This is a genomic window from Phenylobacterium sp. (assembly GCF_036501465.1).
GTDB lineage: Bacteria > Pseudomonadota > Alphaproteobacteria > Caulobacterales > Caulobacteraceae > Phenylobacterium.
The window spans coordinates 17,122-43,243 of record NZ_DASYAF010000030.1 but is presented as its reverse complement, the minus strand read 5'-3'; the positions used below and the strand labels follow the sequence as shown (position 1 = coordinate 43,243).

25 protein-coding genes are annotated in these 26,122 nt (G+C 70.4%); 9 read left to right on the top strand and 16 right to left on the bottom strand.

The window, feature by feature from the left end:
* Positions 1-4: 4 nt before the first annotated feature.
* Both VGL85_RS03155 and VGL85_RS03150 read right to left on the bottom strand, forming a co-directional pair.
* Positions 5-694 (bottom strand): hypothetical protein, encoded by a 690-nt coding sequence (locus VGL85_RS03155; protein WP_331585891.1) that lies wholly within the window; start codon positions 692-694, stop codon positions 5-7.
* On the bottom strand, positions 694-1,101 hold the full coding sequence (locus tag VGL85_RS03150; protein ID WP_331585889.1) for an EVE domain-containing protein: 408 nt from the start codon (positions 1,099-1,101) through the stop codon (positions 694-696). The genes VGL85_RS03155 and VGL85_RS03150 overlap by 1 nt, the downstream gene beginning before the upstream one ends.
* 137 nt (positions 1,102-1,238) lie before the next feature.
* Between VGL85_RS03150 and VGL85_RS03145 the strand changes: the two genes are divergently transcribed.
* Positions 1,239-2,651, top strand: a complete 1,413-nt coding sequence (locus VGL85_RS03145; RefSeq protein WP_331585887.1) for a pyridoxal phosphate-dependent decarboxylase family protein — start codon at positions 1,239-1,241, stop codon at positions 2,649-2,651.
* A 46-nt stretch (positions 2,652-2,697) separates the two neighbouring features.
* The gene (locus VGL85_RS03140) at positions 2,698-3,636 is read left to right on the top strand and encodes a bifunctional helix-turn-helix transcriptional regulator/GNAT family N-acetyltransferase (RefSeq protein WP_331585885.1); all 939 of its coding nucleotides are present in this window, start codon (positions 2,698-2,700) and stop codon (positions 3,634-3,636) included.
* Between the two features lie 249 nt (positions 3,637-3,885).
* On the opposite strand, the gene leuB is transcribed toward VGL85_RS03140, so the two are convergent.
* From leuB to leuC, 5 genes are all read right to left on the bottom strand, one after another.
* The gene (gene leuB / locus VGL85_RS03135; protein ID WP_331585883.1) at positions 3,886-4,938 is read right to left on the bottom strand and encodes a 3-isopropylmalate dehydrogenase; all 1,053 of its coding nucleotides are present in this window, start codon (positions 4,936-4,938) and stop codon (positions 3,886-3,888) included.
* A 15-nt stretch (positions 4,939-4,953) separates the two neighbouring features.
* A complete protein-coding gene (locus VGL85_RS03130) occupies positions 4,954-5,256 on the bottom strand; it encodes a putative quinol monooxygenase (RefSeq protein WP_331585881.1) in 303 nt (100 codons plus the stop codon).
* A gap of 188 nt (positions 5,257-5,444) precedes the next feature.
* Complete coding sequence (leuD, locus tag VGL85_RS03125) at positions 5,445-6,056, bottom strand: 3-isopropylmalate dehydratase small subunit (protein WP_331585879.1); 612 nt, start codon at positions 6,054-6,056, stop codon at positions 5,445-5,447.
* A complete protein-coding gene (locus VGL85_RS03120) occupies positions 6,056-6,871 on the bottom strand; it encodes a VOC family protein (RefSeq protein ID WP_331585877.1) in 816 nt (271 codons plus the stop codon). The genes leuD and VGL85_RS03120 overlap by 1 nt, the downstream gene beginning before the upstream one ends.
* Positions 6,868-8,298 (bottom strand): 3-isopropylmalate dehydratase large subunit, encoded by a 1,431-nt coding sequence (gene leuC / locus VGL85_RS03115; protein WP_331585875.1) that lies wholly within the window; start codon positions 8,296-8,298, stop codon positions 6,868-6,870. Before leuC ends, VGL85_RS03120 begins: the two co-directional genes overlap by 4 nt.
* Before the next feature lie 155 nt (positions 8,299-8,453).
* Here leuC and VGL85_RS03110 point away from each other — a divergent pair, with 155 nt between their 5' ends.
* Together VGL85_RS03110 and VGL85_RS03105 are read left to right on the top strand one after the other, a co-directional pair.
* Positions 8,454-9,350 carry a LysR family transcriptional regulator gene (locus tag VGL85_RS03110; protein ID WP_331585873.1) on the top strand — a complete coding sequence of 299 codons (897 nt, stop codon included), beginning with the start codon at positions 8,454-8,456 and terminating at the stop codon, positions 9,348-9,350.
* Positions 9,347-9,742: a GFA family protein gene (locus tag VGL85_RS03105; RefSeq protein ID WP_331585871.1), complete on the top strand. Its 396-nt coding sequence runs from the start codon at positions 9,347-9,349 to the stop codon at positions 9,740-9,742. The genes VGL85_RS03110 and VGL85_RS03105 overlap by 4 nt, the downstream gene beginning before the upstream one ends.
* Positions 9,743-9,748: 6 nt before the next feature.
* On the opposite strand, the gene VGL85_RS03100 is transcribed toward VGL85_RS03105, so the two are convergent.
* The 3 genes from VGL85_RS03100 to trmD all read right to left on the bottom strand — a co-directional run bounded on the left by VGL85_RS03100 (position 9,749) and on the right by trmD (position 13,230).
* Positions 9,749-11,980 carry an arylsulfatase gene (locus VGL85_RS03100; RefSeq protein WP_331585869.1) on the bottom strand — a complete coding sequence of 744 codons (2,232 nt, stop codon included), beginning with the start codon at positions 11,978-11,980 and terminating at the stop codon, positions 9,749-9,751.
* Positions 11,981-12,099: 119 nt separating this feature from the next.
* Complete coding sequence (gene rplS, locus VGL85_RS03095) at positions 12,100-12,498, bottom strand: 50S ribosomal protein L19 (RefSeq protein ID WP_331585867.1); 399 nt, start codon at positions 12,496-12,498, stop codon at positions 12,100-12,102.
* Between the two features lie 21 nt (positions 12,499-12,519).
* Positions 12,520-13,230, bottom strand: coding sequence for a tRNA (guanosine(37)-N1)-methyltransferase TrmD (gene trmD / locus VGL85_RS03090; protein WP_331585865.1), 711 nt, complete (start codon positions 13,228-13,230; stop codon positions 12,520-12,522).
* Positions 13,231-13,346: 116 nt separating this feature from the next.
* On the opposite strand from trmD, the gene VGL85_RS03085 reads away from it, so the two are divergent.
* Both VGL85_RS03085 and VGL85_RS03080 read left to right on the top strand, forming a co-directional pair.
* Positions 13,347-14,237: an acyl-CoA thioesterase II gene (locus VGL85_RS03085; RefSeq protein WP_331585863.1), complete on the top strand. Its 891-nt coding sequence runs from the start codon at positions 13,347-13,349 to the stop codon at positions 14,235-14,237.
* A gap of 84 nt (positions 14,238-14,321) precedes the next feature.
* Positions 14,322-14,552, top strand: coding sequence for a hypothetical protein (locus VGL85_RS03080; RefSeq protein WP_331585861.1), 231 nt, complete (start codon positions 14,322-14,324; stop codon positions 14,550-14,552).
* A gap of 9 nt (positions 14,553-14,561) precedes the next feature.
* On the opposite strand, the gene rimM is transcribed toward VGL85_RS03080, so the two are convergent.
* The 6 genes from rimM to VGL85_RS03050 all read right to left on the bottom strand — a co-directional run bounded on the left by rimM (position 14,562) and on the right by VGL85_RS03050 (position 21,422).
* Positions 14,562-15,074: a ribosome maturation factor RimM gene (rimM, locus tag VGL85_RS03075; protein WP_331585859.1), complete on the bottom strand. Its 513-nt coding sequence runs from the start codon at positions 15,072-15,074 to the stop codon at positions 14,562-14,564.
* A 96-nt stretch (positions 15,075-15,170) separates the two neighbouring features.
* Positions 15,171-15,803, bottom strand: a complete 633-nt coding sequence (gene rpsP / locus VGL85_RS03070) for a 30S ribosomal protein S16 (protein WP_331585857.1) — start codon at positions 15,801-15,803, stop codon at positions 15,171-15,173.
* A gap of 42 nt (positions 15,804-15,845) precedes the next feature.
* Positions 15,846-17,381 (bottom strand): signal recognition particle protein, encoded by a 1,536-nt coding sequence (ffh, locus tag VGL85_RS03065; RefSeq protein WP_331585855.1) that lies wholly within the window; start codon positions 17,379-17,381, stop codon positions 15,846-15,848.
* A gap of 164 nt (positions 17,382-17,545) precedes the next feature.
* Positions 17,546-17,764: a hypothetical protein gene (locus VGL85_RS03060; RefSeq protein WP_331585853.1), complete on the bottom strand. Its 219-nt coding sequence runs from the start codon at positions 17,762-17,764 to the stop codon at positions 17,546-17,548.
* Positions 17,765-18,126: 362 nt separating this feature from the next.
* On the bottom strand, positions 18,127-19,494 hold the full coding sequence (locus tag VGL85_RS03055; RefSeq protein WP_331585851.1) for a hypothetical protein: 1,368 nt from the start codon (positions 19,492-19,494) through the stop codon (positions 18,127-18,129).
* Positions 19,491-21,422: a tetratricopeptide repeat protein gene (locus VGL85_RS03050; protein WP_331585849.1), complete on the bottom strand. Its 1,932-nt coding sequence runs from the start codon at positions 21,420-21,422 to the stop codon at positions 19,491-19,493. The genes VGL85_RS03055 and VGL85_RS03050 overlap by 4 nt, the downstream gene beginning before the upstream one ends.
* Before the next feature lie 440 nt (positions 21,423-21,862).
* Between VGL85_RS03050 and VGL85_RS03045 the strand changes: the two genes are divergently transcribed.
* From VGL85_RS03045 to VGL85_RS03035, 3 genes are read left to right on the top strand one after another with little or no spacing between them, the layout of a single operon-like run.
* Entirely contained in the window at positions 21,863-23,179 is a 1,317-nt protein-coding gene (locus tag VGL85_RS03045; protein WP_331585847.1) for a hypothetical protein, read from the top strand.
* Positions 23,176-23,535, top strand: coding sequence for a cupredoxin domain-containing protein (locus VGL85_RS03040; protein ID WP_331585845.1), 360 nt, complete (start codon positions 23,176-23,178; stop codon positions 23,533-23,535). The genes VGL85_RS03045 and VGL85_RS03040 overlap by 4 nt, the downstream gene beginning before the upstream one ends.
* On the top strand, positions 23,532-26,036 hold the full coding sequence (locus VGL85_RS03035) for an ATP-binding protein (RefSeq protein WP_331585843.1): 2,505 nt from the start codon (positions 23,532-23,534) through the stop codon (positions 26,034-26,036). The genes VGL85_RS03040 and VGL85_RS03035 overlap by 4 nt, the downstream gene beginning before the upstream one ends.
* Positions 26,037-26,122 lie beyond the last annotated feature (86 nt).

The following is a 26,122-nucleotide window of genomic DNA, read 5'->3' as shown; positions in this document are numbered from 1 at the left end:
GCTCTCAGCCCGGCGTGGCCGCGTTGCACACCGAGTCCGTCGCCGCTTCCAGCTCCAGGTCGCCCGCCACGTCGGCGGCCATCGCCCCGTCGACCGGCGCCGACACCCGCTCGGCGACGATCCACGGGCCGCAGGCGGCCGCGGAGGATCGCGTGTAGGTGGGCGCGCCGTTCACTGTCCCGGTGAACCGCAGGGTGGTGAGCTCGGCCGGCTTCACGTGGCCAGGCTTGGCCGGCGACTGCAGGCTGGCCGTGGTTCCCACGTACGGCGCCAGGTCGGCGATCCGGCTGCGCATGGCGGCCACGGATTCCCTCAGCACCGCCTGCACGGTCTTGGGCGGGGCATAGCGGGTGGCATAGAGGGTGACCGAGACTTTCCCGATGTTGACGCCGCAACTCACGTCCTCGCCGCGCGCCAGGCCGGGATAGATCGCCAGCCCGTTGGCGGGCTCCGTCAGGAATTGGCAGATCAGGCCGCTCTGGATGTGGCGCAGCTGGATCACCGCGCCGCGGCTGTCGTTGGCGAAGACGCCCTCGGCCTTCGCCTTGGCGATCATCCGGTCGCCGGCCCCCTTCGCCGCGGCGATCTGTTCCGGCGTCGCGGGCCGCGCCTCCTGGAACACCTGGGCCGCCGCCGGCGCGGCGGTCGTCAGGACCAGCAGGGCAAGGACAGGCGGGGCCGTCCTTGGGCGCATCAGCCCTCCGCCATCTTCAGGATCGCCGCCCATTCGGCGTCGCGCACCGGCGAGACCGACAGGCGGCCCTGGCGGATCATCTCCAGGCCGGCGAGCGCGGGATTGGCCTTCATGGCCTGCAGGCTGACCGGGTGTTTCAGCGGGCGCACCGCGGCCAGCTCCACGGCGACGAAGCGGCCGGCCGGGTCGCTGGGGTCTAGGAAGGACTCCTTCACCACCTTGGCGACGCCGACCACCTCCAGGCCCTCCTGGGAGTGGTAGTAGAGCACTTCGTCGCCGAGCTTCATGGCCTTCAGATGCAGGGCGGCGGCGTTGTTGCGCACCCCGTCCCAGACGGTCTTCCCGTCCTTCCGCAGCTGCTCGAAGCTGTATTTGGCGGGCTCCGACTTGACCAACCAGTGCGCCATCATCCGCTCCCGCCGCTGTCCGGGGCGGAGAGGATCATGTGGGCCGCCGGCTTGGCAAGATGACCCTGGCCGAATGTCGCGAGCGCCCCGTTGACGCGGCCACTGCCGACACCCCATGTCGCGCGCCTGGAGGGCCGATGCCGAACACAGATTCCGAACGCGACCTGCTGCTGCGCGCCGCGGAGCATGCCCTGGCCTGGCTCGACGGACTGGACGCCCGCCCGGTGGCGACCACGGCGACGCTGGCCGAGATGCGCGCGCGGCTGGGCCGCCCGCTGGCGGACCGGGGCGTCGATGCGGCCCAGGTGATCGACGAGCTGGTGGCCGACACCGAAGGCGGCATCCTGGGCTCGCAGGGTGGACGCTTTTTCGCCTGGGTGATCGGCGGCGGCGCGCCCTCGGCCATGGCCGCCGACTGGCTGACCACGGTCTGGGACCAGAACGCCGGCATCCACGCCTGCGGCCCGGCCGCCTCGGTGGTCGAGGAGGTGGCGGCGGGCTGGCTGAAGGCCCTGTTCGGCCTGCCGGAGGAGGTCAGCCTCGGCTTCGTCACCGGCACCCAGATGGCGCACGCCACCTGCCTGGCGGCCGCGCGCCACGCGGTGCTGAAGGGCGCGGGCTGGGACGTGGAGGCCAAGGGGCTGGCGGGGAGCCCGCCGATCCGCATCCTGGCCAACGCCGAGCGCCACGGCTCGGTGGACCGCGCGGTGCGGTTCATGGGCCTGGGCTCGGACAACATCGAGCCGCTGGCGACCACGGACGGCCAGGTCTCGCCCGAGGCGCTGGGCGCGGCCCTGTCGGCCTCGCGGACGCCGACCATCGTGGCGCTGCAGGCGGGCGAGCTGAACCGCGGCGCCTTCGACCCGTTCGCGGCGCTGGCGCCGATGGCGCGGGCCGCCGGGGCCTGGACCCATGTGGACGGCGCCTTCGGCCTCTGGGCGCGGACCAGTCCGGCGCACCGCGACCTGGCCCACGGCATCGAGCTCTGCGACAGCTGGACCACCGACTGCCACAAATATCTGAACGTGCCCTACGACTCCGGGCTCGCCATCGTGCGCGACGCCGCCGCCCATCGCGCGGCCATGACGCTGTCGACCAGCTACCTGCCGGCCGGCGGCGCGGCGCGCGACCAGATCGACTGGAACCCGGAGTTCTCGCGCCGGGCGCGGGGCTTCCCGGTCTATGCGGCGATCCGCGAGCTGGGCCGCGACGGCGTGGCCGGGCTGGTGGCGCGCACCTGCCGCCTGGCGCAGGTGCTGGTCGACGGCCTGGGCGGCCTGCCCGGCGTCGAGGTGATGGTGCGGCCGACCCTGAACCAGGGCGTGGTTCGGTTCCGCTCGCCCGCGGCCGGCGCCACGGACGCCGATCACGACCGCCATACCGACGAGACGATCGCCGCCATCTGCGCCTCGGGCGAGGCCTTCTTCGGCGGGGTCACCTTCCAGGGCCGCCGCTGCATGCGGATCAGCGTCTGCAACTGGCGCACGACGGACGAGGACGTGGCGCGGACCATCGAGGCCGCTCGGACGGTGCTGTTGCGGAATAGTTGACTCTATCAACTATATGCCGTCACCTCGGGGCGGGAGGTCCCCCGTCATGTCCGAAGGCACGCACCCGGTCACCGCCGTCCGGCGCTTCAACCGCTTCTACACCTCGGCCATCGGGGTGCTGGACCGGCGATACCTGGGCAGCCCCTACGGCGTGGCCGAGGGCCGGGTGCTCTACGAGATCGCGACGGGCCCAGGAGGGGGCGAGGGCGTCACGCCGAAGCGGATCGGCGAAATCACCCGCATGGACGCCGGCCAGCTCAGCCGCATCGTCGGCAAGCTGGAGCGTGACGGCCTGGTGGCGCGGCGGCGTTCGGCCACCGACGGCCGCTCCATCGAGCTGTCGCTGACGCCGGATGGCGCGGCGATGTTCGCCGGCTTCAACCAGAGTTCGGCGGCGCTGGCCGAGCAGTTGATCGGCGGGCTGTCGGCGCAGGAGCGGCGCAGCCTGGTGGACGCCCTGGAGACCGCGCAGGACCTGCTGACGCCGGGCGAGCGTCCGCCCGCGCCCATCGTGCTGCGCGGCCATGCGCCTGGCGACATGGGCTGGATCACCGAGCGCCACGGGGTGATCTACGGCCGCGAGTACGGCTGGGGTCCGGGGATCGAGGCGGTGACGGCCCGGGTCTGCGCCGACTTCCTGGAGCACTTCGATCCGGACCGCGAACATTGCTGGATCGCCGAGCGGGCGGGCGAGCGGGTCGGGTGCGTGTTCATCGTCAAGGACACGGCGCCAGAGACCGCGCGCCTGCGCCTGCTGATGCTCGAACCCAGCGCGCGCGGGACAGGGCTTGGACGGCGGTTGGTCGAGGAATGCGTGCGTTTCTCTCGCGAAGCCGGCTACCGCGAGATCGTGCTTTGGACGCATGCGGTGCTGACCGCGGCGCGCAGGATCTACGCCGCCCAGGGGTTCGAGATCGTCGAGACCTGGGAGCACGACGAGTTCGGCGCGATGGAGGTCAGCGAGACGTGGCGGTTGAGGCTTTAGGGCCGTGGAAGGCGCGAGCCGTCAGTCTGAGCCTTAAATCCACGGCGCGCATCATCCCTGGAAGCTAAGGACGGGGGTCCCTCTGATGAGGGGCCGTTTCCCGGGGTCCGCGTTCGACCCGTTGCGGACGTTTGCTCCTCTCCCACAGCGCTGCCGCGCTTGGGAGAGGAGATTCCGCTTTCCACCCGCTGCGGACATCGGCAACCCACAGCCACCTGGCGTGGAAGGCGCCGTCCTAGCTCGCGTCGCCTACAGCTCCGCCAGCACCGCGTCAGCCATCTGGACGGTGGTGAGGGCCCCGCCCAGGTCGGGGGTGCGAGCGCCCTTTTCCAGCGCCTTGCCGACCGCGGCGAACAGCCTGTCGGCGAGGTCGGCGCGGTCCAGCGACCAGCGCAGCGCCATCTCGAACGAGAGGATGGCGGCCAGCGGGTTGGCGATGCCCTGGCCGGCGATGTCCGGCGCCGAGCCGTGGATCGGCTCGTAGAGCCCCGGCGTCCCCGGCGCGCCCAGGGCGGCCGAGGGCAGCATGCCGAGCGAGCCGGTGAGCTGGGCGGCCTCGTCCGACAGGATGTCGCCGAACAGGTTGTCGGTAACCAGCACGTCGAACTGCTTGGGGTTCTTCACCAGTTGCATGGCGGCGTTGTCGGCCAGGATGTGTTCCAAAGCGACGTCGGCGTAGTCGCGCCGGTGCAGGTCGGTGACCACCTGGCGCCACAGCAGGCCGGTCTCCATGACGTTGGACTTCTCGGCCGAGTGGACCTTGTTCCTGCGGCCGCGCGCCAGCTCGAAGGCGACGCGCGCGATCCGCTCGATCTCTTCGGTGGTGTAGACCTGGGTGTCGACGCCGCGCCGGCCGCCGCCAGGCAGGTCTTCGATGCCGCGCGGCTTGCCGAAATAGACCCCGCCGGTCAGCTCGCGCACGATCATCAGGTCGAGGCCCTCGATCACCTCGCGCTTCAGGGTGGAGGCCCCGGCCAGCGGCTGGAAACACAGCGCGGGCCTCAGATTCGCGAACACCCCCATACCGGCGCGCAGGCCGAGCAGGCCGGCCTCCGGGCGCTTGTCGCGCGGCGCGTCGGCCCACTTCGGCCCGCCGACGGCGCCCATCAGCACCGCCTTGGCGGCCTTGGCCTCAGCGAGGGTCTCGTCGGAAAGCGGCGTGCCGAGTTCGTCGTAGCTCGACCCGCCGAACGGTCGCTCGTCGACCTTCAGGTCGTTGGCCAGGCGGCTCGCGAGGCGGCGCACCTCGGCGGTGACTTCAGGCCCGATCCCGTCGCCGGGCAGGAGCAGAAGGTCGGTCATGGGAAGGCCTTTGATCTAGAGCGCGCGTTCCGAGGCGGTCTCGTAGGCGAAGAGTTTGCGATCGGAAACCCCGTGCTCGGCGCAGGCCGCCCGCCAGACCTTCATGTGATCGGCCTGGAAGTGGGCCTCGATCGCCGCCTGGTCGCGCCAGACCTCGAACACCCGGATCAGGCCGGGCTCGGCCACGTCCTCGCCGTAGCTGTAGGTAAGGCAGCCGTCTTCCGCGCGGCTGGCGGCGAGCATGCGCAGCTGGTGCGGCCGCAGGGCGTCCAATTGATCGGTGGGCACGCGCACCGTGCCCGCGATGATGATGCTCATGCGTCCTCCAGCCTCGATCGATGACTCAAAGACTTTTCAACCGTCATGGCCGGGCTTGTCCCGGCCACCCATGAACACCGCCATTTGCGGGTGAGACGGATGTGTCGAAGCCGCGCTTATCCCTGAGCCACCTGCGCGTATGGATGGCCGAGACAAGCCCGGCCATGACGTTTCGCATGCGTGTTTGCTCATGCCTCTTCCAGCCAAGGCTGGGCGAGCGCGCGCTTCATCTCATAGAGGTCGATGTCGCCCGACGCCTGCAGGGTCTCGCCGATGGAATCCAGGCCGTTCAGCATCTTGGCCTTGCGCACCGGATCGATCTCGAAATGGAAGGTCTGGCCGGAGGGTGAGACCAGGGTCTGGGCTTCCAGGTCGACCGTCACCAGGTGGTTGCCGCCCTTGGCCTCGGCCATCAGCGCCTGCACCTGCTCGGCCGGCAGCACCACGGGCAGCAGGCCGTTCTGGAAGCAGTTGTTGTAGAAGATGTCGGCGAAGCTGGTGGAGACCACGCAGCGGATCCCGAAGTCCATCAGCGCCCAGGGCGCGTGCTCGCGGCTCGATCCGCAGCCGAAGTTGTCGCCGGCCACCAGCACGCCCACGCCCCTGTACTCCGGCCGGTTCAGCACGAAGTCGGGCTTTTCGCGGCCCTCGGCGTCGAAGCGCAGGTCGTAGAACAGCCCCTTGGCCAGGCCCTCGCGCTCCACGGTCTTGAGGAACTGCTTGGGGATGATCTGGTCGGTGTCGATGTTGGCCAGCGGCAGCGGCGCGATCTTGGCGTCCAGACGGGTGAAGGCGTCCATCACGCGGCCTCCATCTGTGGGGTCTGCTGGATCATTAGGGTCGGCGCGCCGCCCGGCGCGTCGCGCACGGTGAAGACGTGAGAGCCGGGCTTGCGGCCGGCGCGCAGCTCCGAGACGTCGAAGCCCGCGGCGGCGATGCGGGCGCGGGCCGCCTGCGGGTCGCTCACCCGCCAGGCCAGGCCGCCGAAGCGGTCAGGATCATCGCTCACCGGCGCCTTCAGGCTGGCGCCCACCTCGAACACCGCCTCGCCGCAGCGGAAGAAGAGTTGCCGCGCCCCCCACTGCTCGTTGGTCCGGTCGAGCCGCAGGTCGAGGCCGAACTTCGCGCCATAGAGGCCCAGCGCACGCTCCGGATTGGGCGTGCCGACCACGATGTGGTCCAGCCCGTCGATGTCCGAGGCCGGGTCGCCCAGCGGCTTCGAGGCGATGGCGCTGTGGGCGCTCGCCAGCACGAAGTCGAGGCCGGCGGCGCTGACCCGCGCCAGCGCCCCGGCCGGTTCGACCGCGAGGCCGCGGCGGGCGAACAGGCGCGAGGCCTTGGCCACGTCCTCCACCGCGAAGGCGGCCAGCCAGATCCCTTCCCCGGCGGCGTCCAGCCGGGCGCGGACCCGCTCGCCGGCCGGCCCGTCGCCGCCCTTTCCACCATTTGAGGGCGCGATCACCTCCAGCGCCACGTTCGGGAACCGGAACCAGGCCCGGTCCGCCCCCTCGCGCGGCGCGAAGTCGGGTTCGCGGCCCAGCAGGCGGCGATAGCCGTCCACGGCGGCGGCGAAGTCGCGGACCGCGATGGCGATGTGGTCCAGCCCGGTGATCACAGGAAGAATTCCCTGACGTCGGCGATATGGCCCTTGATGGCGGCGGCGGCGGCCATGATCGGGCTCATCAGATGGGTGCGCCCGCCGCGGCCCTGGCGGCCTTCGAAGTTGCGGTTGGAGGTGGACGCGCAGCGCTGGCCCGGCGGCACCTTGTCGGGGTTCATGGCCAGGCACATGGAGCAGCCCGGCTCGCGCCATTCGAAGCCGGCGGCGGTGAAGATCGCGTCCAGGCCCTCGGCCTCGGCCTGCTCGCGCACCAGGCCCGAGCCCGGCACCACCATGGCCCGGACGTGGGAGGCCACATGCCGGCCTTCCGCGACCTTCGCCGCCACCCGCAGGTCCTCGATGCGGCTGTTGGTGCAGGAGCCGATGAACACCACGTCGACCGTGGCCTCGGTGATCGGCTGGCCGGCTTCCAGGCCCATGTAGTCCAGCGCGCGCTCGGCCGAGGCGCGCTTGTCGGGGCTCGCGAAACTCTCCGGCGCGGGCACGGTGTCGGTGACGGCGATCACGTCCTCGGGGCTGGTGCCCCAGGTGACCAGGGGCGCGATGGCGCCGGCGTCGAGGGTGATCTCGCGGTCCCAGTGGGCGGTCTCGTCGCTGAAGAAGCCCTTCCAATAGTTCAGGGCCATTTCCCAGGCGCCGCCCTTGGGCGTGGCGGGGCGGCCCTTGAGATATTCGAAGGTGGTCTCGTCTGGGGCCACCAGCCCCGCGCGCGCGCCGGCCTCGATGGTCAGGTTGCAGAGCGTCATGCGCCCTTCCATGGAGAGCGCGCGCACCGCCGAGCCCGCGTATTCGATGACGTAGCCGGCGCCGCCGGCCGTGCCGATCGCCCCGATCACCGCCAGGGCATAGTCCTTGGCGCCGACGCCCGGGATCGGCTCGCCCTCGATGTTGACGCGGAAGTTCTTCCCCTTGGCCTGGCGCAGGGTCTGGGTGGCCAGGACGTGCTCGACCTCCGAGGTGCCGATGCCGTGGGCGAGCGCCCCGAACGCGCCGTGGGTCGAGGTGTGGCTATCGCCGCAGACGATGGTCATGCCCGGCTGGGTGCGCCCCTGCTCGGGGCCGACCACATGGACGATGCCGTTCCTGATATCGCCCATGGGGAAGAACTCGATCCCGGCGTCCTTGACGTTACGGGCGAGCGTCTGGAGCTGCAGCCGCGCCTCGTCGTCCTCGACGGCCTCGACGCCCTTGGCCTGGCCCTCGGTGGGAACATTGTGGTCGGCCACAGCCAGGGTGCGGTCGGGGCGGCGCACCTTGCGATGGTGGGTCCGAAGCCCGGCGAAGGCCTGGGGCGAGGTCACCTCGTGGATCAGGTGCAGGTCGATGTAGAGGATCGCCTCGCCGTCCTGCTGGGTCACGACATGGGCGTCCCAGATCTTGTCGTAGAGGGTCTTGCCTGAGGAGGAGCTTTGGCCGGGCATGGGCGGCATGTAGGTCCGCCCACCCGCGCACGTCTAGTGCTGCGGCGCCGCATTTTCCGGTGTGCGGCGCAATTTCCTGCCCCGCGGCCCTTGCAAAGCCGCCCTTGACCCCAAACGTAATTGTCCACGCCGCGAATGGGGATATTCGTCAGCGCATGCCAGGGCCGAACGACTGGGATCTGTTCCAAAGCCTGCACGCGGTGCTGGAGGCCGGCACCCTGTCCGCGGCGGCGCGCCTGCGCGGCCTGACCCAGCCGACGCTGGGCCGCCATATCGAGGCGCTCGAACAGCGCCTGGGCTCGCCGCTCTTCCTGCGCAGCCCGCGCGGCCTGCAGCCCACCGACCTGGCGCTGGAGCTGAAGCCGCACCTGCACGACATGTCGGCGGCCGCCTCGGCGGCGGTGCGCGACGCCTCCGGCGCGGCCAACTCCCTGGTCGGCTCGATCCGGGTCTCGGCCAGCGAGATGGTGGGCGTCGAGGTCCTGCCGCCGATGCTCACCAGCTTCCGCGAGCAGCACCCCGGCGTGGTCATCGAGCTGAAGCTGTCCAACTACAACGACGACCTGTCGCGCCGCGAGGCCGACATCGCCGTGCGCATGACGCCGCCCAGCCAGAGCTCGCTGGTCGCCAAGAAGGTCGGCGAGATCGTCCTGGGCTTCTACGCCACCGCCGAATACCTCGAGCGGCACGGCACGCCCCAGATGATGGAGCAGTTCAAGGACCACACCATCATCGGCTTCGACAGCGGGGTCAGCATCCGCGACGTGCCGGGCATCAACATGCCGGTCAGCCGCGAGCTGTTCACCTTCCGCTCGGACAGCGACCTGGCCCAGACGGCGGCGGTGCGGGCCGGCTTCGGCATCGGGGTCGTCCAGACGGGCCTGGCGCAGCGCTACGGCCTGGTGCGGGTGATCCCGAACTTCGACTTCTTCACCATGGGCTGCTGGATCGTCATGCACGAGAACCTGCGCGGCAGCCGGCGCATGCGCCTGATGTTCGACCACCTGGTCGAGGGCATGACCGCCTACGTCCGCGAGAGCCGCTGCGCGTGAGTGGGCCGCCCTATGCCGGAGGGTGCCAGTGCGGCCAGGTCCGCTGGCGCGCGTCCGCCGCGCCGGAGAACGTCAGGCTCTGCCACTGCCGAAACTGCCAGCGCGCGACCGGCGGCCCCTATTTCGCGCGCATCCTGTTCCCGGCGCAGGCGGTGGAGCGCTCCGGCGAGACGACGGCCTGGGCCTCATCGCACCGGCTGGTCCGGCAGGCCTGCGCCCGCTGCGGGACGCCGGTGTTCGCCGAGCCCAATGACGCGCCCTATCTGGCGGTCTCGCTGGCGACGCTGGACGAGCCCGGGGCGCTCGCGCCGGGATCGCACATCTGGGTCAGCCGCAAGCTTGACTGGGTGGTGATCGACGACGGCCTGCCGCAGTTCCTGGAAGGGGCCTGACGGCGCCTACTGGCGGGCCATCTCGGTCTCGCCCACCGCCTCGCCGTCCAGCGCCTGGTCCGGGTCCATGGTGACGGTGACCTTCTTCAGCAGCCCGGCGTAGGCGAAGGGCGCGGCGTAGTCGGCCACCGGGCTGCCGCGGTCGCGGCCGATGTCGAGGCCCGACCAGGAGATCAGGGTGGCGAAGCCGAGCGTGGAGTCCACGGACCCCGCCGCCTTGCCGTCGACCGTCAGCGTGAAGCGGCGGCCTGCCTTGGTCTTGCGCGCCGCCACGCCCAGGCGATGGGGCCCCGGCGCGATGGGCGCCGCGCTGGTCACGGTCATCTTCAAGCCCCCGATGTTGAGGGTGTGCTTCAACCGCTCGTCCTGCACATAGAGGCTGTAGCCGCTGGTGGCGTCGCCGTGGGCGATCAGCACGCCGTCGGCCCCGCCTGTGGGCACGATGACCTCGGCCTCGATGCGGTAGGAGCGGCTGCGCACGTCCGGCGCCACATCGGTCGGCAGGTGGCCCATGCCGGCATGGAAGACGTATTGCTTGCGCGCGCCGGAGTTGCGGAGCACGTTCTCGGCGAAGCGCGGGGCGAAGCGGTCGTCCAGCGGCAGCACCTGATGGGCCTCAGCCTCCCGCCACCAGAGGTCGACCAGCGCCTTCAGCCGCTCCGGCTGGTCGGCGGCGAGGTCGTGGGCTTCGGAGAAGTCGCGGTCGAGGTGGAACAGCTCCCATTTGTCGGCCTCGAAGGGTTCGCCCGGCGGATGGAAGGCCACCGCCTTCCAGCCGGCCTGCCAGAGGCCCCGGTGGCCGAACATCTCGAAATACTGTGGCCGCGCACGGTCCGGCGCGCCGCTGCCCTGGAGGCGCGGCCAGAAGCTTTCGCCCTCCAGCGGTTGCTGAGCGACGCCATTGACGCTGGCCGGCGGCTCGACGCCCAGGATCTCCAGCAGGGTCGGGACCAGGTCGCAGGCGTGGGCGAAGCCTTCCACCACCTCGCCCTTCCGCGCGATCCCCCTGGGCCAGGCGATGACCAGCGGGTCGCGGATGCCGCCGCCGTGGGTGTTCTGCTTGTAGCGGCGCAAGGGCGTGTTCGACGCCATCGCCCAGCCGTGCGGGAAGTTGGCGTGGCTGTCCGGCCCGCCGATGTCGCCCAGGCGCGCCAGCTTCTCCTCGATCGGCTCGGACTTGCCGTTGTAGGGGCCCATGGCGTTGACGAAGCCGTGGAAGCCGCCCTCCTGGCTGGCGCCATTATCGGACATCACCATGATCAGGGTGTCCTCGCGCTGGCCGGTCTCCTCCAGGAAGGCCACCAGGCGGGCGAGTTCGCGGTCGGTGTGGTCCAGCATGCCGGCGAAGGCGGCCTGCAGGCGGGTGTAGACCCGCCGTTCGTCGGCCGAGCACTCGGCCCAGGGCCTCACCCCGTCGTTACGCGCCGGCAGGTCGGTGTCGGCCGGCACGATCCCCATCGCCTTCTGCCGGGCCAGGCGCCGTTCGCGCTCCACGTCCCAGCCCTCGGTGAAGACCGCGTCGTAGCTTTCGATGACGGCCTTGGGCGCCTGGTGCGGCGCGTGGCAGGCGCCGGGCGCGAACCACAGGAGCCAGGGGGTGTCCGGCGCATTGGCCTGGTGGTCGGCCAGGTAGCGGATCGACTGGTCCACGAGGTCGGCGGTCAGGTGGTAGCCTTGCGCATAGCTCTTCGGCTGTTCGACCGGGGTGTTGTCGCGCACCAGCTCGGGCGAATACTGGTCGGTCTCGGCGTCCATGAAGCCGTAGTAGCGGTCGAAGCCGCGGCCCAGCGGCCAGCCGTCGAACGGCCCGGTCGGCCCGGTCTCGGTCAGCGACGTCACATGCCACTTGCCCAGCATGTAGTTCCGGTAGCCGTGGGGCCTGAGCATCTCCGGCAGGGTCGCGGCCGTCCTGGCGATCTTGCCGCGGTAGCCGGGGAAGCCTGAGTCGAAGTTGGCCAGGCAGCCCACGCCCACCGAATGGTGGTTGCGCCCGGTCAGCAGCGCCGCGCGGGTGGTCGAGCACATGGCGGTGGTGTGGAAGCCGTTCAGCCGCACGCCCTCAGCGGCCAGGGCGTCGATAGTGGGCGTCCTGATCGGCGAGCCGTAGCAGCCGAAGTCGGAGAAGCCGACGTCGTCGAACAGCACCACCAGGATGTTGGGCGCGGTGGCGGGCTTGCGCGGGCCCGGCGGCCACTCGGGCGTGGAGTCCGCCAGGGTCCGCCCGATCTTCGCCGCCATAGCTGCACCCCGCGTGTCACTTCACGCCGATCAAGACGGCCTGCCGCGGCGTCGCGCAAACGAAAACGGCGGCCGCATCGCTGCGGCCGCCGGTTCGAATTCCGTGAGGTCGAGGGGCCTCAGGCTTCCTCGGTCTCCCCGGCGGCCTCGGTGCGGGCGCCCATGGCGCGTTCGGCGATGCGGGCCGACTTCCCGCGGCGGTCGCGCAGGTAATAGAGCTTGGCGCGGCGCACGACGCCGCGGCGCTTCACCTCGATCGACTCGATCATCGGGCTCATCACCGGGAACAGGCGTTCGACGCCTTCCCCGAAGCTGATCTTGCGCACGGTGAAGCTCTCGTTGATCCCCTGGCCGCCGCGGGCGATGCAGACGCCTTCGTAGGCCTGGACGCGCTCGCGCTCGCCTTCCTTGATGCGCACGTTGACGCGCACGGTGTCGCCGGGCTGGAACTCGGGGATCTTGCGGTTGGCGAGAAGGCGGTCAGCCTCTTCCTTCTCGAGGGTCTCGATCATGTTCATGGTCTTCGTCCTTACTGGGCTTCAATCGCCCTTTGCCTGTTGATTGGCGGTTCGCCGCGCCCACAAGTCCGGACGCCGCTCCCGCGTGGTCTCTTCCCGCTGGCCTTGCCGCCATTTCCGAACCTCGGAATGGTTGCCGCCCAGCAGGACCTCGGGGATGCCGAGCCCTTCGAACGTCCGCGGCCTGGTGTACTGCGGATGCTCGAGGAGCCCGTCCTCGAAGCTTTCTTCGGTGAGGCTTTCGGCCTGGCCCAACACACCGGGCACCAGCCGTACGCAAGCCTCGATCGCCACCAGCGCCGCCGCCTCGCCACCGGCCAGGACCGCGTCGCCAACCGCGACCTCCTCGAACCCACGGGCGTCGAGCACCCGCTGATCCACCCCCTCGAACCGCCCGCACAGGACGATCAGTCCTGGACCCGCGGCCCACTCACGAACGCGCGCCTGGGTCAGGGGCCGGCCCCGGGCGCTCATGTACAAAAGCGGACGTTCGCGCCGCTCGACGCTGTCCAGCGCCGAGGCGATCGTGTCCGCCCGCATCACCTGTCCAGGACCGCCACCCGCGGGGGTGTCGTCGAGGAAGCCGCGCTTATCCTTGGAAAAGGTCCGAATGTCCAGGGTTTCCAAGGACCAAAGCCCCTGCTCGCGCCAGGCGGTCCCGATCAGCGAGACGCCCAGCGGCCCGGGGAAGGCCTCCGGGAACATGGTCATGACGGTGCAGTCGAACGGCATGGGGCGTCTAAGGGGGGCCGCCGCGGCCCGCGTCAAGGTTTCACCGGCCTCCGCTCATCCCGGCGGAAGCCGGGACAAGCCTTGTGGGCCGGGCGGGCCGGGCGTAAGCGGCGCCGATGAGCAAGACGACCGCCGGCGAAATCCCCACCGAGAACCTGATCGAGACCCTGCAGCTCGAGCGGCTGGAGGTGAACCTGTTCCGCGGCACGACGGCGGACAATTCGCCGGGCCGGATCTTCGGCGGCCAGGTGATCGGCCAGTCGCTGCTGGCGGCCTATGAGACGGTGGAAGCGCGCATCTGCCACTCGCTGCACTGCTACTTCATCCGGCCCGGCGACCCGACCATCCCCATCGTCTTCGAGGTGGATCGCAGCCGCGACGGCGGCAGCTTCACCACGCGGCGCGTGATCGCCATCCAGCGCGGCCAGCAGATCTTCAACCTCGCCGCCTCGTTCATGGCCCTGGAGGACGGCTTCGAGCACCAGGCGGACATGCCGGCCGTGAAGCGCTGGAACGATCTGCCGGACGAGGCGGAGATGCAGCGCGAGGCCATGGCCCGGATGAAGGACCTGCCGGAGGAGGCAAAGCGCTGGATGTCGCGCCCGCGGCCCATCGAGATGCGTTCGCTGGACGCGCGCAGCTACTTCCAGGGCGGCGAGGCCAAGGACCCGGAGAGCAACGTCTGGTTCCGCTGCCGCGAGCCGATCGGCGAGGACCAGCACATGCACCAGGTGATCATGGCCTACGCCTCGGACATGAACCTGCTGTCCACCGCCATGCGGCCGCACAAGGTCCACTGGCAGACGCCGGGCTTCCATTCGGCCAGCCTCGACCACGCCATGTGGTTCCACAAGCCGACCAACTTCAACGACTGGCACCTCTATTCGCAGGACAGCCCGTCGGCGTCCGGCGGGCGCGGCTTCATCCGCGGCTCGATCTTCCGGGAAGACGGGACCCTGGTGGCCAGCGTGGCGCAGGAAGGGTTGATCCGGATGCGGAAGAAATAGCGCCGGTCGGGGGCTTGCTTGGCGCGTTTGGCAATCTGAGCGCCCGACCCCATCTGAGCCCGAGCTTGGCTAAGGGGCGCGGCGATGCCGGTCTATCTGCAATGGCTGCTGGCGCTCGCCGCCCTGGTGGTAATCGCGCCGTCGATCATGTGGGCCGGGCATGTCTTCGGGCGCAAGGTCGGGCGCAAGAACCCCGGGCTGGGCATCGCGCTGCTGCTGTTCGTGCCGTTCTTCAAGCTGGATCCGCCGCCACCGCCGCCGTGGGAACATGTCCACAAGGACGACGAGGATCCGGGCGCGCCGCCGAAGCCGTGAGGGCTTCGGCTACTCCACCTCATCGGGCCGCACCGCGACGATGCGGCCGGCGTCCATCTGCACCTCGGGGACGGCCTCGCGGGTGAAGGGGAGCCACCAGGCTTCGCCGGTGGTGGGCGCCACTTCCAGGAGGTCGCCGGCGCCGAAGTCGCGCACGGACTTCACGGTCCCCAGCAGGTCGCCCTCCAGGCTGACCACATCCATCCCGATCAGGTCATGGATGTAGAATTCGTCCTCGTTCGGCTCGGGCAGTATCGAGCGGGGAACGTGGAGCTTGAGGCCGCGGAAGGCCTCGGCCTCCTCGCGGGTGGCGACTTCCTGGGCGCGGGCCACGACGCCGCCCTTGGCCGCGCGGCCGCCGGTCAGGGTGAGGCCGACCTGGCCATCCTCACGCAGCAGGGTCTTGTAGCCGACCAGCGCCAGCGGCTCGGCCGTGAAGCTGGTGATGCGCACCTCGCCCTTGACGCCAAAGGCGCCGGCGACGCGGCCGACGAGGATCAGGTCTGAAGGCTTTTCAGCCACGACGTCTCCACCAATCCCGCTCACCCCGGCGAGAGCCGGGGCCCAGGCTGAAGCGCCGTATGGGTCCCGGCCTTCGCCGGGATGAGCGGAGTGAGGTTAGCCTTCCGAGGCTTCACTGGCCTCGGCGGCCGGGGCCTCCTCGGCAGGCGCTTCGGCGGCGGGTTCCTCGGTCGCCGGGGCTTCTTCGGCAGCCGGAGCTTCCTCAGCAGCCGGAGCTTCCTCAGCAGCCGGCGCTTCCTCAGCGGCGGCTTCAGCGGCCGGAGCCTCTTCCGCGGCGGCTTCGGCCGGCGCTTCCTCGGCCACGGCCACGGCCTCGGCAGCGGGCGCCTCTTCCACCACTTCCGGCTCGGGCGCCGGCGGGGCGTTCTTGGCGTCTTCCAGGGCCTGGGCGCGGTCGGCCTCGCGCTGGGCCTTTTCCTCGACGCGCTCCTTGGCCTTCTGGCCCGGCTCGCCCTTCTTCGGGTTGTTGCTGTTGGTCCAGGTCCCGACGCCCTGCTTGGCCAGTTCGCGGGCCACGCGGTCGGTGGGCTGGGCGCCCTTGCTCATCCACTCCTGGATGCGCTCGACCTTCAGGGTCACGCGGTTCGGGTCGTCCTTCTTCAGCAGCGGATCATAGGCGCCCACCTTCTCGATGAAGCGGCCGTCGCGCGGGCTGTGGCTGTCGGCGACGACGATCGAGTAGTAGGGGCGCTTCTTGGCGCCGCCACGGGCGAGACGGATCTTCAGCATTGGTCTTGGTCCTTGAGATGAAAGCGGTTTGGGGTCTGAAAGTTATTTCTTGAAGGGGTTGAAGCCGGGGGGCAGGCCGCCGCCGCCCAGGCCTGGCAGGTTTCCAGGAAGCTTGAGATCGCCGCTCTGCAGCTTGGCGGCCATCTCCTCCATCTCTTTCTCCGACGGCATCGGCATCTTGCCGCCGCCGAGGTTTTTCAGGCGGTTCATGCCGCCGCCGCCGGGGCCGCCCATGCCGCCCAGCATCTGGGCCATCTGGGCGAAGCCCTTGCCGCCGCCGCGGCTCATCATCTTGAAGGCGTCGGCCATCTGGCGGTGCTGTTTCAGCAGGCGATTGATCTCGGACACGTCGACGCCGGAGCCGGCGGCGATGCGGCGCTTGCGCGAGGCGGCCAGGATGTCCGGCTTCCTGCGCTCCTCCTTGGTCATGGAGGAGATGATCGCCGCCTGGCGGTCGATCATCCTGTCGTTGATGTTGGCTTCGGCGATCTGCTTTTTGATCTTCTGGACCCCGGGCAACATGCCCATCAGGCCCTCCATGCCGCCCATGCGCTTCATCTGCTGAAGCTGCTCGGCCATCATGTCGAGGTCGAACTGGCCCTTGGCCAGCTTCTTGGCCATGGCCTCGGCCTTGGCGACGTCCAGCTCCTGGGTGGCTTTTTCGACGAGGGCGACGACGTCGCCCTGGCCCAGGATGCGCCCGGCCACCCGCGCGGCGTCGAAGACCTCCAGGCCGTCGATCTTCTCGGACACGCCCAGGAACTTGATCGGCAGGCCGGTGACCTCGCGCATGGAGAGCGCGGCGCCGCCGCGGCCATCGCCGTCGGCGCGGGTGAGGATCAGGCCGGTGAGCGGCAGGCGCTCGTGGAAGGCCTTGGCGGTGCGCACCGCGTCCTGGCCGGTCAGCGCGTCGGCGACCAGCAGGGTCTCGGACGGGTTGGCGATGCGGGCGATCTCGGCCGCCTCGCTCATCATCGCCTCGTCGAGGGTGGTGCGCCCGGCGGTGTCGAGGATGACCACGTCGAAGCCCTGCAGCTTCGCCGATTGCAGCGCGCGCCTGGCGATGTCCGGCGCGGCCTGGCCGGCGACGATCGGCAGGCTGTCGACCTCGGCGAGCTTGGCCAGCGTCGCGAGCTGCTCCATGGCGGCGGGGCGGCGCGTGTCGAGCGAGGCCAGCAGGACGCGCTTGCGTTCCTTGCCGAGCTTCAGCGCCAGCTTGCCCGCGGTGGTGGTCTTGCCCGAGCCCTGCAGGCCGGCCATCAGGATGACGGTCGGCGGGTTCAGCGACAGGTTCAGGCCGGGCGGTTCGTCCGTGCCGCCAAGCATCTCCACCAGGCCGTCATAGGTGATCTTCACCACCTGGTCGGCGGGGCGGACGGAGCGGATCACCGCCTCGCCGGTGGCGGCCTCCTTGGCCTTGGCGATGAAGTCGCGGACCACCGGCAGGGCGACGTCGGCCTCGAGCAGGGCCACGCGGACCTCGCGCAGGGCCTCATCGACATCCTTCTCGGACAGCACGCCCTTGCCGCTGAGGCGGTCAAAGACGCTGGAGAGCCGATCTGTCAGAGCGTCGAACATTCGATCCTCTAAAGCCCAAACGCAGTCGACCCCCGTGCACGATTGCGTGGACGGGGGGCCTCGCCGCCCTCGTCCCATATGGTGATGGGGGTCGTGGCGGTGGAGGGCGCTGACCGAGGTTGGCGCCGGAAGGGCGGGCTTATGCGCCTAAGAGGGGTGGAGCGTCAAGGAAGGGAAGACTTTGTCACCGCCTCGCTCAGCGCGTTCACGCGCTCCATCAACTCTAGCAGCGCTTCGGGCGGACATCCCAGACGGGTATGGATTTCCGATCTTGGGATATGCCCGCCGTAGCAGACCTCATTGAGAGCGCAGTAGATCATGTCCAACTCTTTCAAGGACACCGAGAGGACGGTTGAACCAAATCGGGGCGTCTCAGTGCTCATGGTCGTTTGATCTCTTCACGAGGCATCGTCAGACGCCACCCCGCCTTAAACCTCATGGTGGATGCGAGCCTTGGGGCCTCGGCTTGTCAAGGACCCGCCCATGGCGCGCCGCGATGCGGCCGGCGAAGCCGGTGTCGGCGGAGAAGCCGAGGCCCCAAGGCAGACTGGCCGGCATGAGATTTAAGCCGGAGAGCGCGTGTCACCCCAGCGTGTCATCCCGGTTTCGCAGCAGGCGAAGACCGGGGCCCATCGACGACGCGCTTCGGGATGGGATGCAGCGTCGCCGCCGCACGCCTTCTTGCACCTCGGAGTCCATGGGTCCCGGACAAGCGCTGCGCGCTTTCCGGGATGACAGCTGATGGTCACGCGAGGATGCGGCTGAGCTCCGCCCGGAGCGCCTCGACGTTGCGGCGCACCTTGGCCTTGTAGATCCGGACCGCATCGCGCTCGACGGGGATCATCTGGCGTTCGGGCAGGTCGCGGCCGAACAGGTCGAGGAGCAGGCTGCGGAACTTGCCGGACGAGGCCTCGCCGCCGTCGGCGCCGACCTGTTCCACATAGGCGACTTCTTCGGCGGCGGTCATGGCGCAGAGCAGCGGGTGCAATCTGGGCGAGACCACGCGGCGGCTCTGCTGGTAGCGGGCGATTAGGCGGTCGAGCGGGGCGTCGGAGAGGGCCTCGGCCCCCACCTCCAGGGTCTCGTCGCGGGTCCAGCGGGCGAGCGGGAAGGCCTCGATCAGCCAGTCGCCGAGGTGGCGCATGTTGGCGCGGCCGGCGCCGTAGAGCAGCAGGTCCTCTTCCGAGCGCGCCCACCAGCTCTCCAGCCGGTCGAGGACGGCGCCCAGGCGCGCCGCGTCGAGGCTCGCCCGGTACTGGGTCCCGAAGACGCCGACGGTGCGGCCGGCGCGGTCGATGAGGCGCGAAAGCTCGTCGGTGAGCAACGGCTGGAACAGGCTGTTGCCGAGGCCGAGGATCATCAGGTCGGGTTTGCCGGTTGGCGCGGCGTCCAGAGCCCCCAGGTCGACATGGGTCACCCGCGCGTTGTCGGGCAGGAGGGACGGCAGGAGCTGGACGCCCAGGCGGTCGCCGAAGTTGGGCAGGCTGGCGTAGCTCACCACCCAGACGTCGCGCTCCGGCGTCACGCGGACCGGCTCGGTGGTCAGGCGCAGCAGGAACTGGCCCGGGTTGATCTCGCGCCCGGTGATCCGCGCGAAGCCCGCGGCGCTCAGCAGGCCGATCAGCTGGTCCTGGGTGAAGTCGTTGACCCAGCCCAGCGCGCGGCGGTCGGCCGGGCCGCGCCCACCGGCCACGCAATAGCTCATGACCACGGTCCGCCCGAGCCCGCGCAGCCGCTTCAGGAAGGCCGGCGCGTCATAGAGGTATTCGACGACGCCCAGCACGGTGACCAGGTCGGCGGCCACGCCGGCCGGGAACTCGCCGGCGTTGAAGTCGCAGACGATGGTGCGTTCGTCGCGCTGGGCGAGGTCGCAGGGAATGTAGCGGCAGCCCTCGGGCAGGACGCGCTCCAGGGCCATGGCCCCGCAGCCGAGGTCGAGCACCGTCGCGCCGCGCGGGATGTGCTGGGCGGCCAGGGCCGCGCGGCCGTCCCAGGCGGGATCGAGCTGGGCCGGGTCGGTCCAGCGCGCGCGGTCGGTCTCGCCCTTGTCGATGACCGCCTTGCGCCGCCCGGCCTCGCCGCCGCCGCCCGGTTTGTCGCCTGCTTGCGTCATGAGGCCAGCCGCCGCGCCAGGTCGGCCCGCAGTTCGGCGAGGTTCGCGCGCACCTTGGCCTTGTAGGCGCCGACCGCGGCCCGATCAACGTCCCACAGGGCGCCGGCCGGCTGCTCGGCGCCGAAGATGTCGACCAGCATGGAGCGGAACTTGCCGGAGGCCACGCCGCCCGCGTCCTCGTACTGCTCGGCATAGGCTGCCTGGTCGGCGGATGTGAGCGCGCAGAGCAGCGGGTGCATGCGGCCCGAGCGGACCCGGCGGTAGGCCTGGATGCGCTCGATCATCCGGTCCAGCGGCGCGTTGCCGGCCACCTCGGCGCCCACCTCCAGCTCGGCGTCGATGGTCCAGCGGCTCATCGGGAAGGCGTCGACCAGGAAGTCGCCCATGTGGCGGACGTTCGTGCGGCCCTGGCCGTAGAGCAGGGCGTCCTCCTCATAGCGCGCCCACCAGGCCGAGAGCCCGCCCAGCAGCCGATCGAGCGCGGCGCGGTCGAGGTTCTCGCGGTACTGGGTCCCGAAGAGGCCGATGGCCTGCGGCGCGCGCTCGACCAGGGCCAGGAGTTCGGGGGTCAGGAGCTGGGTGAACAGGCTGCCGCCGGCGCCGACGATCAACAGGTCCGGCGCGCCCTCGGGAGGCGCGTCCCACGGCTTGTGGTGCAGGTGGGTCACCCGCGCGTTCGGCGGCAGCAGGCCGTTCAGCAGCTGTGGGCCGAGCCGATCTCCGAAGTTGCCGTGGTTGTTGTAGGAGACGATCCAGACCGAGCGCTCCTTGACGGATGGCGGCGCGGCGGGGGCCGACGCCGGGGTCGCCTTCGGAAGCGGCGGCGGCGAAGGTTTGGCGACCGCGATCTCGATGGCCGGCGCCTGGCCGCCGGCGGCCGGCCGGAAGACGGCCTCACCCAGGTCGGCCAGCATCTGGTCCAGCACCGCGGGCCAGCGGGCGGCGGCCGACTGGCGGTAGATGCGCAGGCTCGGATACCAGGGGCTGTCAGTCCGTTCGTTCAGCCAGCGCCAGTTCGCGCCGACGAAGGGCAGCAGCAGCGAGACCGGCTTGCCCATCGACCCAGCCAGGTGGGCGACCGCAGCGTCCACCGTGATGACGTGGTCGAGGCCGGCGACGATCGCGGCGGCGTCACCCAGGTCGAACGCGCCGGTGTCGGCCGGGTCGAGCGAGACCGCCGCGGGCAGCGTCATCAACGCCTGGACGAAGGGGTCGGGCAGGGCGCGACCGGGGTCGTCGCGCCAGGCTTCGAACCCCTTGCCCACGACGCCGACCCCACCCGGCGGGCGCACGGGCTCGGCGCGGATCGCGAGCGGTGGCGGCAAGGCTTCGAGCGTCACGCCGAGCCGCAGCGGCAGCGAGCCCAGGGGCGTCCAGGCCTGGCAGTCCGGCGCCTGGACGCCGTCCTCCATGGCCAGCGCCGAAAGCCCCGCGGCCTGGAACAGGCCCGCGAGCCGGGGCGGGCAGAGCAGGGTCGCGGCGATCCCTCGCGCGGCGAGGGGCGCCAGGAAGCGGGCGAACTGGATCATCTCGCCGTAGCCGCCCTCGGGCCAGACCAGCAGCGAGCCCACGGCCTCGCCGCGCCATTCCGGCAGGCTCAGCATCGGCAGGCTGACGCCGTCCGGCCCGGCGGCGCCGCGGCGCGCCTCATAGAGCGGCCAGCCTTCGGCGTATCGGCCGGCGGCGAGCAGGGTCGTGGCCAGCCGCAGCCGCAGGTCCCGGTCGTCCGGGCGCCGCGCGACGCCGTCGCGCAGCAGGGCCTCGGCCTCGTCCCGCCGGCCGCCCATGCGCAGCAGGGCCAGCAGGTTGTTGCGCGCGCGCCGATCGTCGGGACGGGCGGCCAGGGCCTGGCGATAGAGCGCCTCGGCGTCGGCTTCCCGTCCGAGCACGTGCAGGGCGGCGGCCAGGTCGAGGGGATCGGCGCTCATCGCCGCCTCATAGCACACCGGCTTCCCGGCGCGACGGGCGCCGCAGACCCCGGAGCGGAGCCCAGGCGCGGCAAAATCCGCGCATCGTAAGCTTTTGAAAACGCGTCATTTGATAGAAGGTGAGACGCGGGATTGCGATGCGCCCGCGAAGGACTTGGCCAATAGTTTCGAGTATAGCGCCGAAGCGGGCCGCGACAAAATCGCACACAACCAATCGTTGTTGTTCGAACCCAGTAAAAACACAGGGATTTCCGGTTTGAAGCTCGGATATCTTGATATCTGTGTTAACCGTTTTTTTCGCCGTCCCGCCTAATTTACAGCGATACGGGCCTGAATGGCCTCAAGGGCGGACTTCCTGAAGTATGTATGTTTTGCGCGCTGAAGCGCCTGTCGGTGATCGTGTTGCGAAGTCCGCGAGGTCCTTCCAGCTTTCGATCCTCGTGGCAGCCCTGGCCGTCGCGTTCGCGGCGATGTTCTGCGTGCGCCCGGCCGCGGCGCTTCCCAGCTTCGCCCAGCAGACCGGCGAGCCCTGCGCGAGCTGCCACGTCGGGGCCTATGGCCCGCAACTGAAGCCCTATGGCCGCGACTTCAAGCTGTTCGGCTATGTCAGCGGCGACGGCGCCAACACCCTGCCGCCGATCGCGGCCCTGGTCACCGGCTCGTTCACCGAGACCCAGGCCGACCGGCCGGCCCTGGCGCACTATGCGACCAACGACAATTCCGCCGTCACCAGCGCGCTGCTGGCCTATGCGGGCAAGGTGGGCTGGGGAATCGGCACCCTGTCGGAGGTCACCTATGACCCGGTGCGCAGGAAGTATGCGGTCTCCCGCGTCGATTTCCGCCGCGCCTTCACCTCCAGCTTCGCCGGCGGCAAGGACCTGATCTGGGGCGCGGAGCTGAACAACCGCCCCGGCCTGCAGGATCTGTGGAATTCCACGCCGGTGTTCGAATTCAACGCGGCGACCTCGGCCTTCGCCGCCTCGCCGGCCGCCGCGAGCCTGATCGACGGGAAGCTCTCGGGCCGGGTGGCCGGGGCCGGGTTCTTCGCCATGTGGGACGACTGGCTCTATACGGAGTTCGCCGACTACGGCCAGCTGGACCGCAACCTGCTGAACCGGGCCGGCCTGGCGACGCCGGCCACCGCCGACCGCTACCAGGGCCAGATCCCCTATTGGCGGCTCGCCGCGCAGCACAGCTTCGCCGACACCCACTATTGGGAGGTCGGCGCCTACGGCCTGCATGCCGACCGCTTCCCCGGCGACATCCAGACCGCGGGGACGGACGGGCTCAGCGATCTCGGCTTCGACGCGACCTACCAGTACATCGGCTCCAAGCGCCATTTCGTGGCCGCCCACGCCACCTGGATCCACGAGGAAGACCAGCTCGACGCGGCGCGGATCACCGCCAAGACGGCGGCGGCCGACTATCTCGACACCATCCGCGCCGACGTCATCTACAGCTTCGCCGACACCTGGACCCCGGCGGTCGAGTGGTTCCACACCTCCGGCTCGACCGACCCCAAGTTCTTCAAGACCGCCAACGGCAGCCCCAACACGGACGGCTATGTGGTCGAGCTGTCCTATGCGCCGTTCGGCAAGAAGAGCCCCTCGATCCCCTGGGCCAACCTGCGGCTGAACGCGCGCTATGTAGGCTACACCCGCTTCAACGGCGCGACCGCGCGGGCGAACGCCAACAACACCCTGTTCATCGGCGTGAACCTGGCCTTCGCGCCGTTCGGCGGGCTGGTGAAACGATGAGCCTGGCCCGCGCCCGCCGCCACGCCGACCTGGCGCTCAAGGCCTATGCGGTCCTGGGCGGCGCCGCGGTGATCGCGCTGGCCACCGCCGCCTGGGCGGCCACGGTGTTCACCGTCGACCAGAAGAACCTGAAGTTCAGCGTCCGTGAGCTGACGATCTCCAAGGGCGATTCCGTCGAGTTCACCAACAGCGACGACACCTCGCACAACATCACGGTCAGCGGCGCGGGCTTCACCCTGAACAGCGGCCTGCAGAAGCCGGGCCAGCCGTTCAAGGTCCCGCTGGTCAAGACCGGCGTCTACAAGGTGAGCTGCGGCATCCACCCGAACATGCGCATGACGGTGACGGTCGAATGACCTCGCCCGCCGCTTCCGAGCCGGCGAGCGCGTCCGGACGCATGGGCGCGGCCCGCTATCCGCGCGCCTTGCAGGTCCTGCACTGGACGCTGGCGCTGACGATCTGCCTGCAGATCGCCCTGATCTTCGTGCTGCGCCGGCTTCAGACGGTCGAGTACGCCAACGTCGTCCTCAGCATCCACCGGGCCAGCGGCACGGTGATCGGGCTGATGATCGTGGCCCGCCTGGCGCTGGGCCTGAGGCTCTCGCCGCCGCGCTCGCCGGCCGGCTGGCCGCGCTGGCAGACCGTGGCCGCGCGCCTGGTCCATGGCGGCTTCTGGGCCCTGCTGCTGCTGCAGCCGATCCTGGGGGTGCTGTCGGCCTGGTCGCGCGGCGACCAGGTGCTCGTGGCGGGCCTCATCCCGCTGCCGCCGATCGGCGCCTTCACCGAAGCCCAGGGCGTCGCCCTGAAGCTCGCGCACCGCTGGACCGCCTATGGCCTGATCGGCCTGATCGGCGTCCACCTGGGCGCGGTGGTGTTCAACCGCTACGTCCGCAGGGTGTCGGTGATGGAGCGGATGCTGGCCGCGCCCAGCGCCAACCGGCTGGTCAACCGGGTGCCGCTCAGCGTCCAGCTGGCGGCGGCCTGTGGCGCGATCCTGGCGCTGTCGGTGGCCGCCGGGCTCTACAGCGCCAACCAGTACCGCATCTTCAGCGACGCCCGCGACCGGTTCGACGAAACCGCCGTCGCCACGCTCGACGACATGCGCGTCACCCACCTCGACCTGAAGTCCCTGATCCAGCTGATCGCCGAGGCGAAGCCCGGGTCGGAGGCGGTGGTCGCCCGGAAGACCCGCAAGCTCGCCACCGACATCGACGGCTACCGCGCCCGGGCCGCCGATCCGCAGGTGCGTTCCGGCGTGGCGAAGGCCTCGGCCGCCATGCACGCGGTGCTGGAGCGCGGCCCGAGCCGGGCCGGCCTGGCGGCGGTGGACGCCAGCCTGCAGGACGCCGTCGACGACCAGACCAACGTCGTCCTCACCGGCCGGCTGCAGATCCGCGAGTTCGCCGCCCACGGCCACGACTTGATCATCCTGATCCTCGTGCCGACGGTCATGGCCAGCGGCGTGCTGGCCTTTTTCCTGTCGCGCAGCGTGCTGGTCGCGCTGGCCCGCGCCCGGGCGGTCGTCCGGGAGGTCGAGGCCGGCGTCTCGGGCGCGGCCGTCCAGGTGGTGGGGCAGGGCGAGTTCGCGCGCCTGATGCGCGACACCCTGCGGATGCGCGACACCGTCGAGGCGCGCCAGCGCGAGGCCGCGGCCCGCCAGATGGAGCACCAGACCCAGATCGAGCACGAACGGCTCGCCAAGGAGGCCGCCGAGGCCGCTAACCGAGCGAAGAGCGAGTTCCTGGCGATCATGAGCCACGAGATCCGCACGCCGATGAACGGCGTGCTGGGCATGGTGCAGGCCATGCAGCACGGCGAGCTGTCGCCGGAGCAGCGCGAGCGCCTGACCATCATCGGCCAGTCCGGGGAAAGCCTGCTGGCGATCCTCAACGACATCCTCGACCTGTCGAAGATCGAGGCCGGCAAGCTTGAGCTGGAAGCGGTGGAGTTCGACCTCGAACAGCTGGTGATGACCACCCACGCCGGCTTCGTCGCCGTCGCCGACAAGAAGGAAGTCGAGCTCAACCTCGAGATGGGGATCGACGCCGGCGGGCTCTATCGCGGCGACAGCGTGCGCCTGCGCCAGGTGCTGTCGAACCTGGTCTCCAATGCGCTGAAGTTCACCTCCGAGGGCGCGGTCGGCATCAACGTCACGCGCCAGGACGGCCGGGTGCGCTTCGTGGTCAGCGACACCGGGGTCGGCATTCCGGCCGAACGGATCGGGCGGCTGTTCGAGAAGTTCGTCCAGGCCGACTCGTCGACGACCCGCAAGTACGGCGGCACCGGGCTGGGCCTGGCGATCTGCCGCGAGCTCTGCGAGGCCATGGGCGGCGAGGTCAGCGCCCAGAGCCAGGAAGGCGAGGGCTCGACCTTCATCGTCGACCTGCCGCTGGAGCGGATCGGCGACGCGCGCGCCGCGCCCGCGGCGGCGGAGCAGGCGGAGATCGGCGACCAGCCGCTGCGCATCCTGGCGGCCGAGGACAACCATGTGAACCAGCTGGTGCTGAAGACCCTGCTGGGCCAGGCCGGCATCGAGCCGACCGTGGTGGAGAACGGCGCCGAGGCGGTCGAGGCCTGGGAAGGCGGCGAGTGGGACGTGATCCTGATGGACGTCCAGATGCCGGTGATGGACGGCCCGACCGCGACGCGGGAGATCCGCCGCCGCGAGGCCGAGACCGGCCGGCCGCCGACCCCGATCCTGGCGCTCACCGCCAATGCCATGACCCACCAGTCGGAAGGCTATCGCGCGGCGGGGATGAACGCCGTGGTCGCCAAGCCGATCCGGGTGGGTGAGCTGTTCGCCGCGATCATCGCCGCGACGGGCGGCGAGGCGGCCGAAGAATCCGTCGCGGCCTGACGGCCCGCGCCGCGGGGGCCTCGGTCCACCAGCCCGCATCTATGTCCGAAAACCGCCAGCAATGGCGGCGAACGGGCCTATATTCA

What these genes read in the sequence shown, in the direction of transcription:
- VGL85_RS03155 (WP_331585891.1), bottom strand. Translation starts at nt 694, where the DNA reads ATGCGCCCAAGGACGGCCCCGCCTGTCCTTGCCCTGCTGGTCCTGACG.
- VGL85_RS03150 (WP_331585889.1), bottom strand. Translation starts at nt 1,101, where the DNA reads ATGGCGCACTGGTTGGTCAAGTCGGAGCCCGCCAAATACAGCTTCGAG.
- VGL85_RS03145 (WP_331585887.1), top strand. Translation starts at nt 1,239, where the DNA reads ATGCCGAACACAGATTCCGAACGCGACCTGCTGCTGCGCGCCGCGGAG.
- VGL85_RS03140 (WP_331585885.1), top strand. Translation starts at nt 2,698, where the DNA reads ATGTCCGAAGGCACGCACCCGGTCACCGCCGTCCGGCGCTTCAACCGC.
- leuB (WP_331585883.1), bottom strand. Translation starts at nt 4,938, where the DNA reads ATGACCGACCTTCTGCTCCTGCCCGGCGACGGGATCGGGCCTGAAGTC.
- VGL85_RS03130 (WP_331585881.1), bottom strand. Translation starts at nt 5,256, where the DNA reads ATGAGCATCATCATCGCGGGCACGGTGCGCGTGCCCACCGATCAATTG.
- leuD (WP_331585879.1), bottom strand. Translation starts at nt 6,056, where the DNA reads ATGGACGCCTTCACCCGTCTGGACGCCAAGATCGCGCCGCTGCCGCTG.
- leuC (WP_331585875.1), bottom strand. Translation starts at nt 8,298, where the DNA reads ATGCCCGGCCAAAGCTCCTCCTCAGGCAAGACCCTCTACGACAAGATC.
- VGL85_RS03110 (WP_331585873.1), top strand. Translation starts at nt 8,454, where the DNA reads ATGCCAGGGCCGAACGACTGGGATCTGTTCCAAAGCCTGCACGCGGTG.
- VGL85_RS03100 (WP_331585869.1), bottom strand. Translation starts at nt 11,980, where the DNA reads ATGGCGGCGAAGATCGGGCGGACCCTGGCGGACTCCACGCCCGAGTGG.
- rplS (WP_331585867.1), bottom strand. Translation starts at nt 12,498, where the DNA reads ATGAACATGATCGAGACCCTCGAGAAGGAAGAGGCTGACCGCCTTCTC.
- trmD (WP_331585865.1), bottom strand. Translation starts at nt 13,230, where the DNA reads ATGCCGTTCGACTGCACCGTCATGACCATGTTCCCGGAGGCCTTCCCC.
- VGL85_RS03085 (WP_331585863.1), top strand. Translation starts at nt 13,347, where the DNA reads ATGAGCAAGACGACCGCCGGCGAAATCCCCACCGAGAACCTGATCGAG.
- VGL85_RS03080 (WP_331585861.1), top strand. Translation starts at nt 14,322, where the DNA reads ATGCCGGTCTATCTGCAATGGCTGCTGGCGCTCGCCGCCCTGGTGGTA.
- rpsP (WP_331585857.1), bottom strand. Translation starts at nt 15,803, where the DNA reads ATGCTGAAGATCCGTCTCGCCCGTGGCGGCGCCAAGAAGCGCCCCTAC.
- ffh (WP_331585855.1), bottom strand. Translation starts at nt 17,381, where the DNA reads ATGTTCGACGCTCTGACAGATCGGCTCTCCAGCGTCTTTGACCGCCTC.
- VGL85_RS03060 (WP_331585853.1), bottom strand. Translation starts at nt 17,764, where the DNA reads ATGAGCACTGAGACGCCCCGATTTGGTTCAACCGTCCTCTCGGTGTCC.
- VGL85_RS03055 (WP_331585851.1), bottom strand. Translation starts at nt 19,494, where the DNA reads ATGACGCAAGCAGGCGACAAACCGGGCGGCGGCGGCGAGGCCGGGCGG.
- VGL85_RS03050 (WP_331585849.1), bottom strand. Translation starts at nt 21,422, where the DNA reads ATGAGCGCCGATCCCCTCGACCTGGCCGCCGCCCTGCACGTGCTCGGA.
- VGL85_RS03040 (WP_331585845.1), top strand. Translation starts at nt 23,176, where the DNA reads ATGAGCCTGGCCCGCGCCCGCCGCCACGCCGACCTGGCGCTCAAGGCC.
- VGL85_RS03035 (WP_331585843.1), top strand. Translation starts at nt 23,532, where the DNA reads ATGACCTCGCCCGCCGCTTCCGAGCCGGCGAGCGCGTCCGGACGCATG.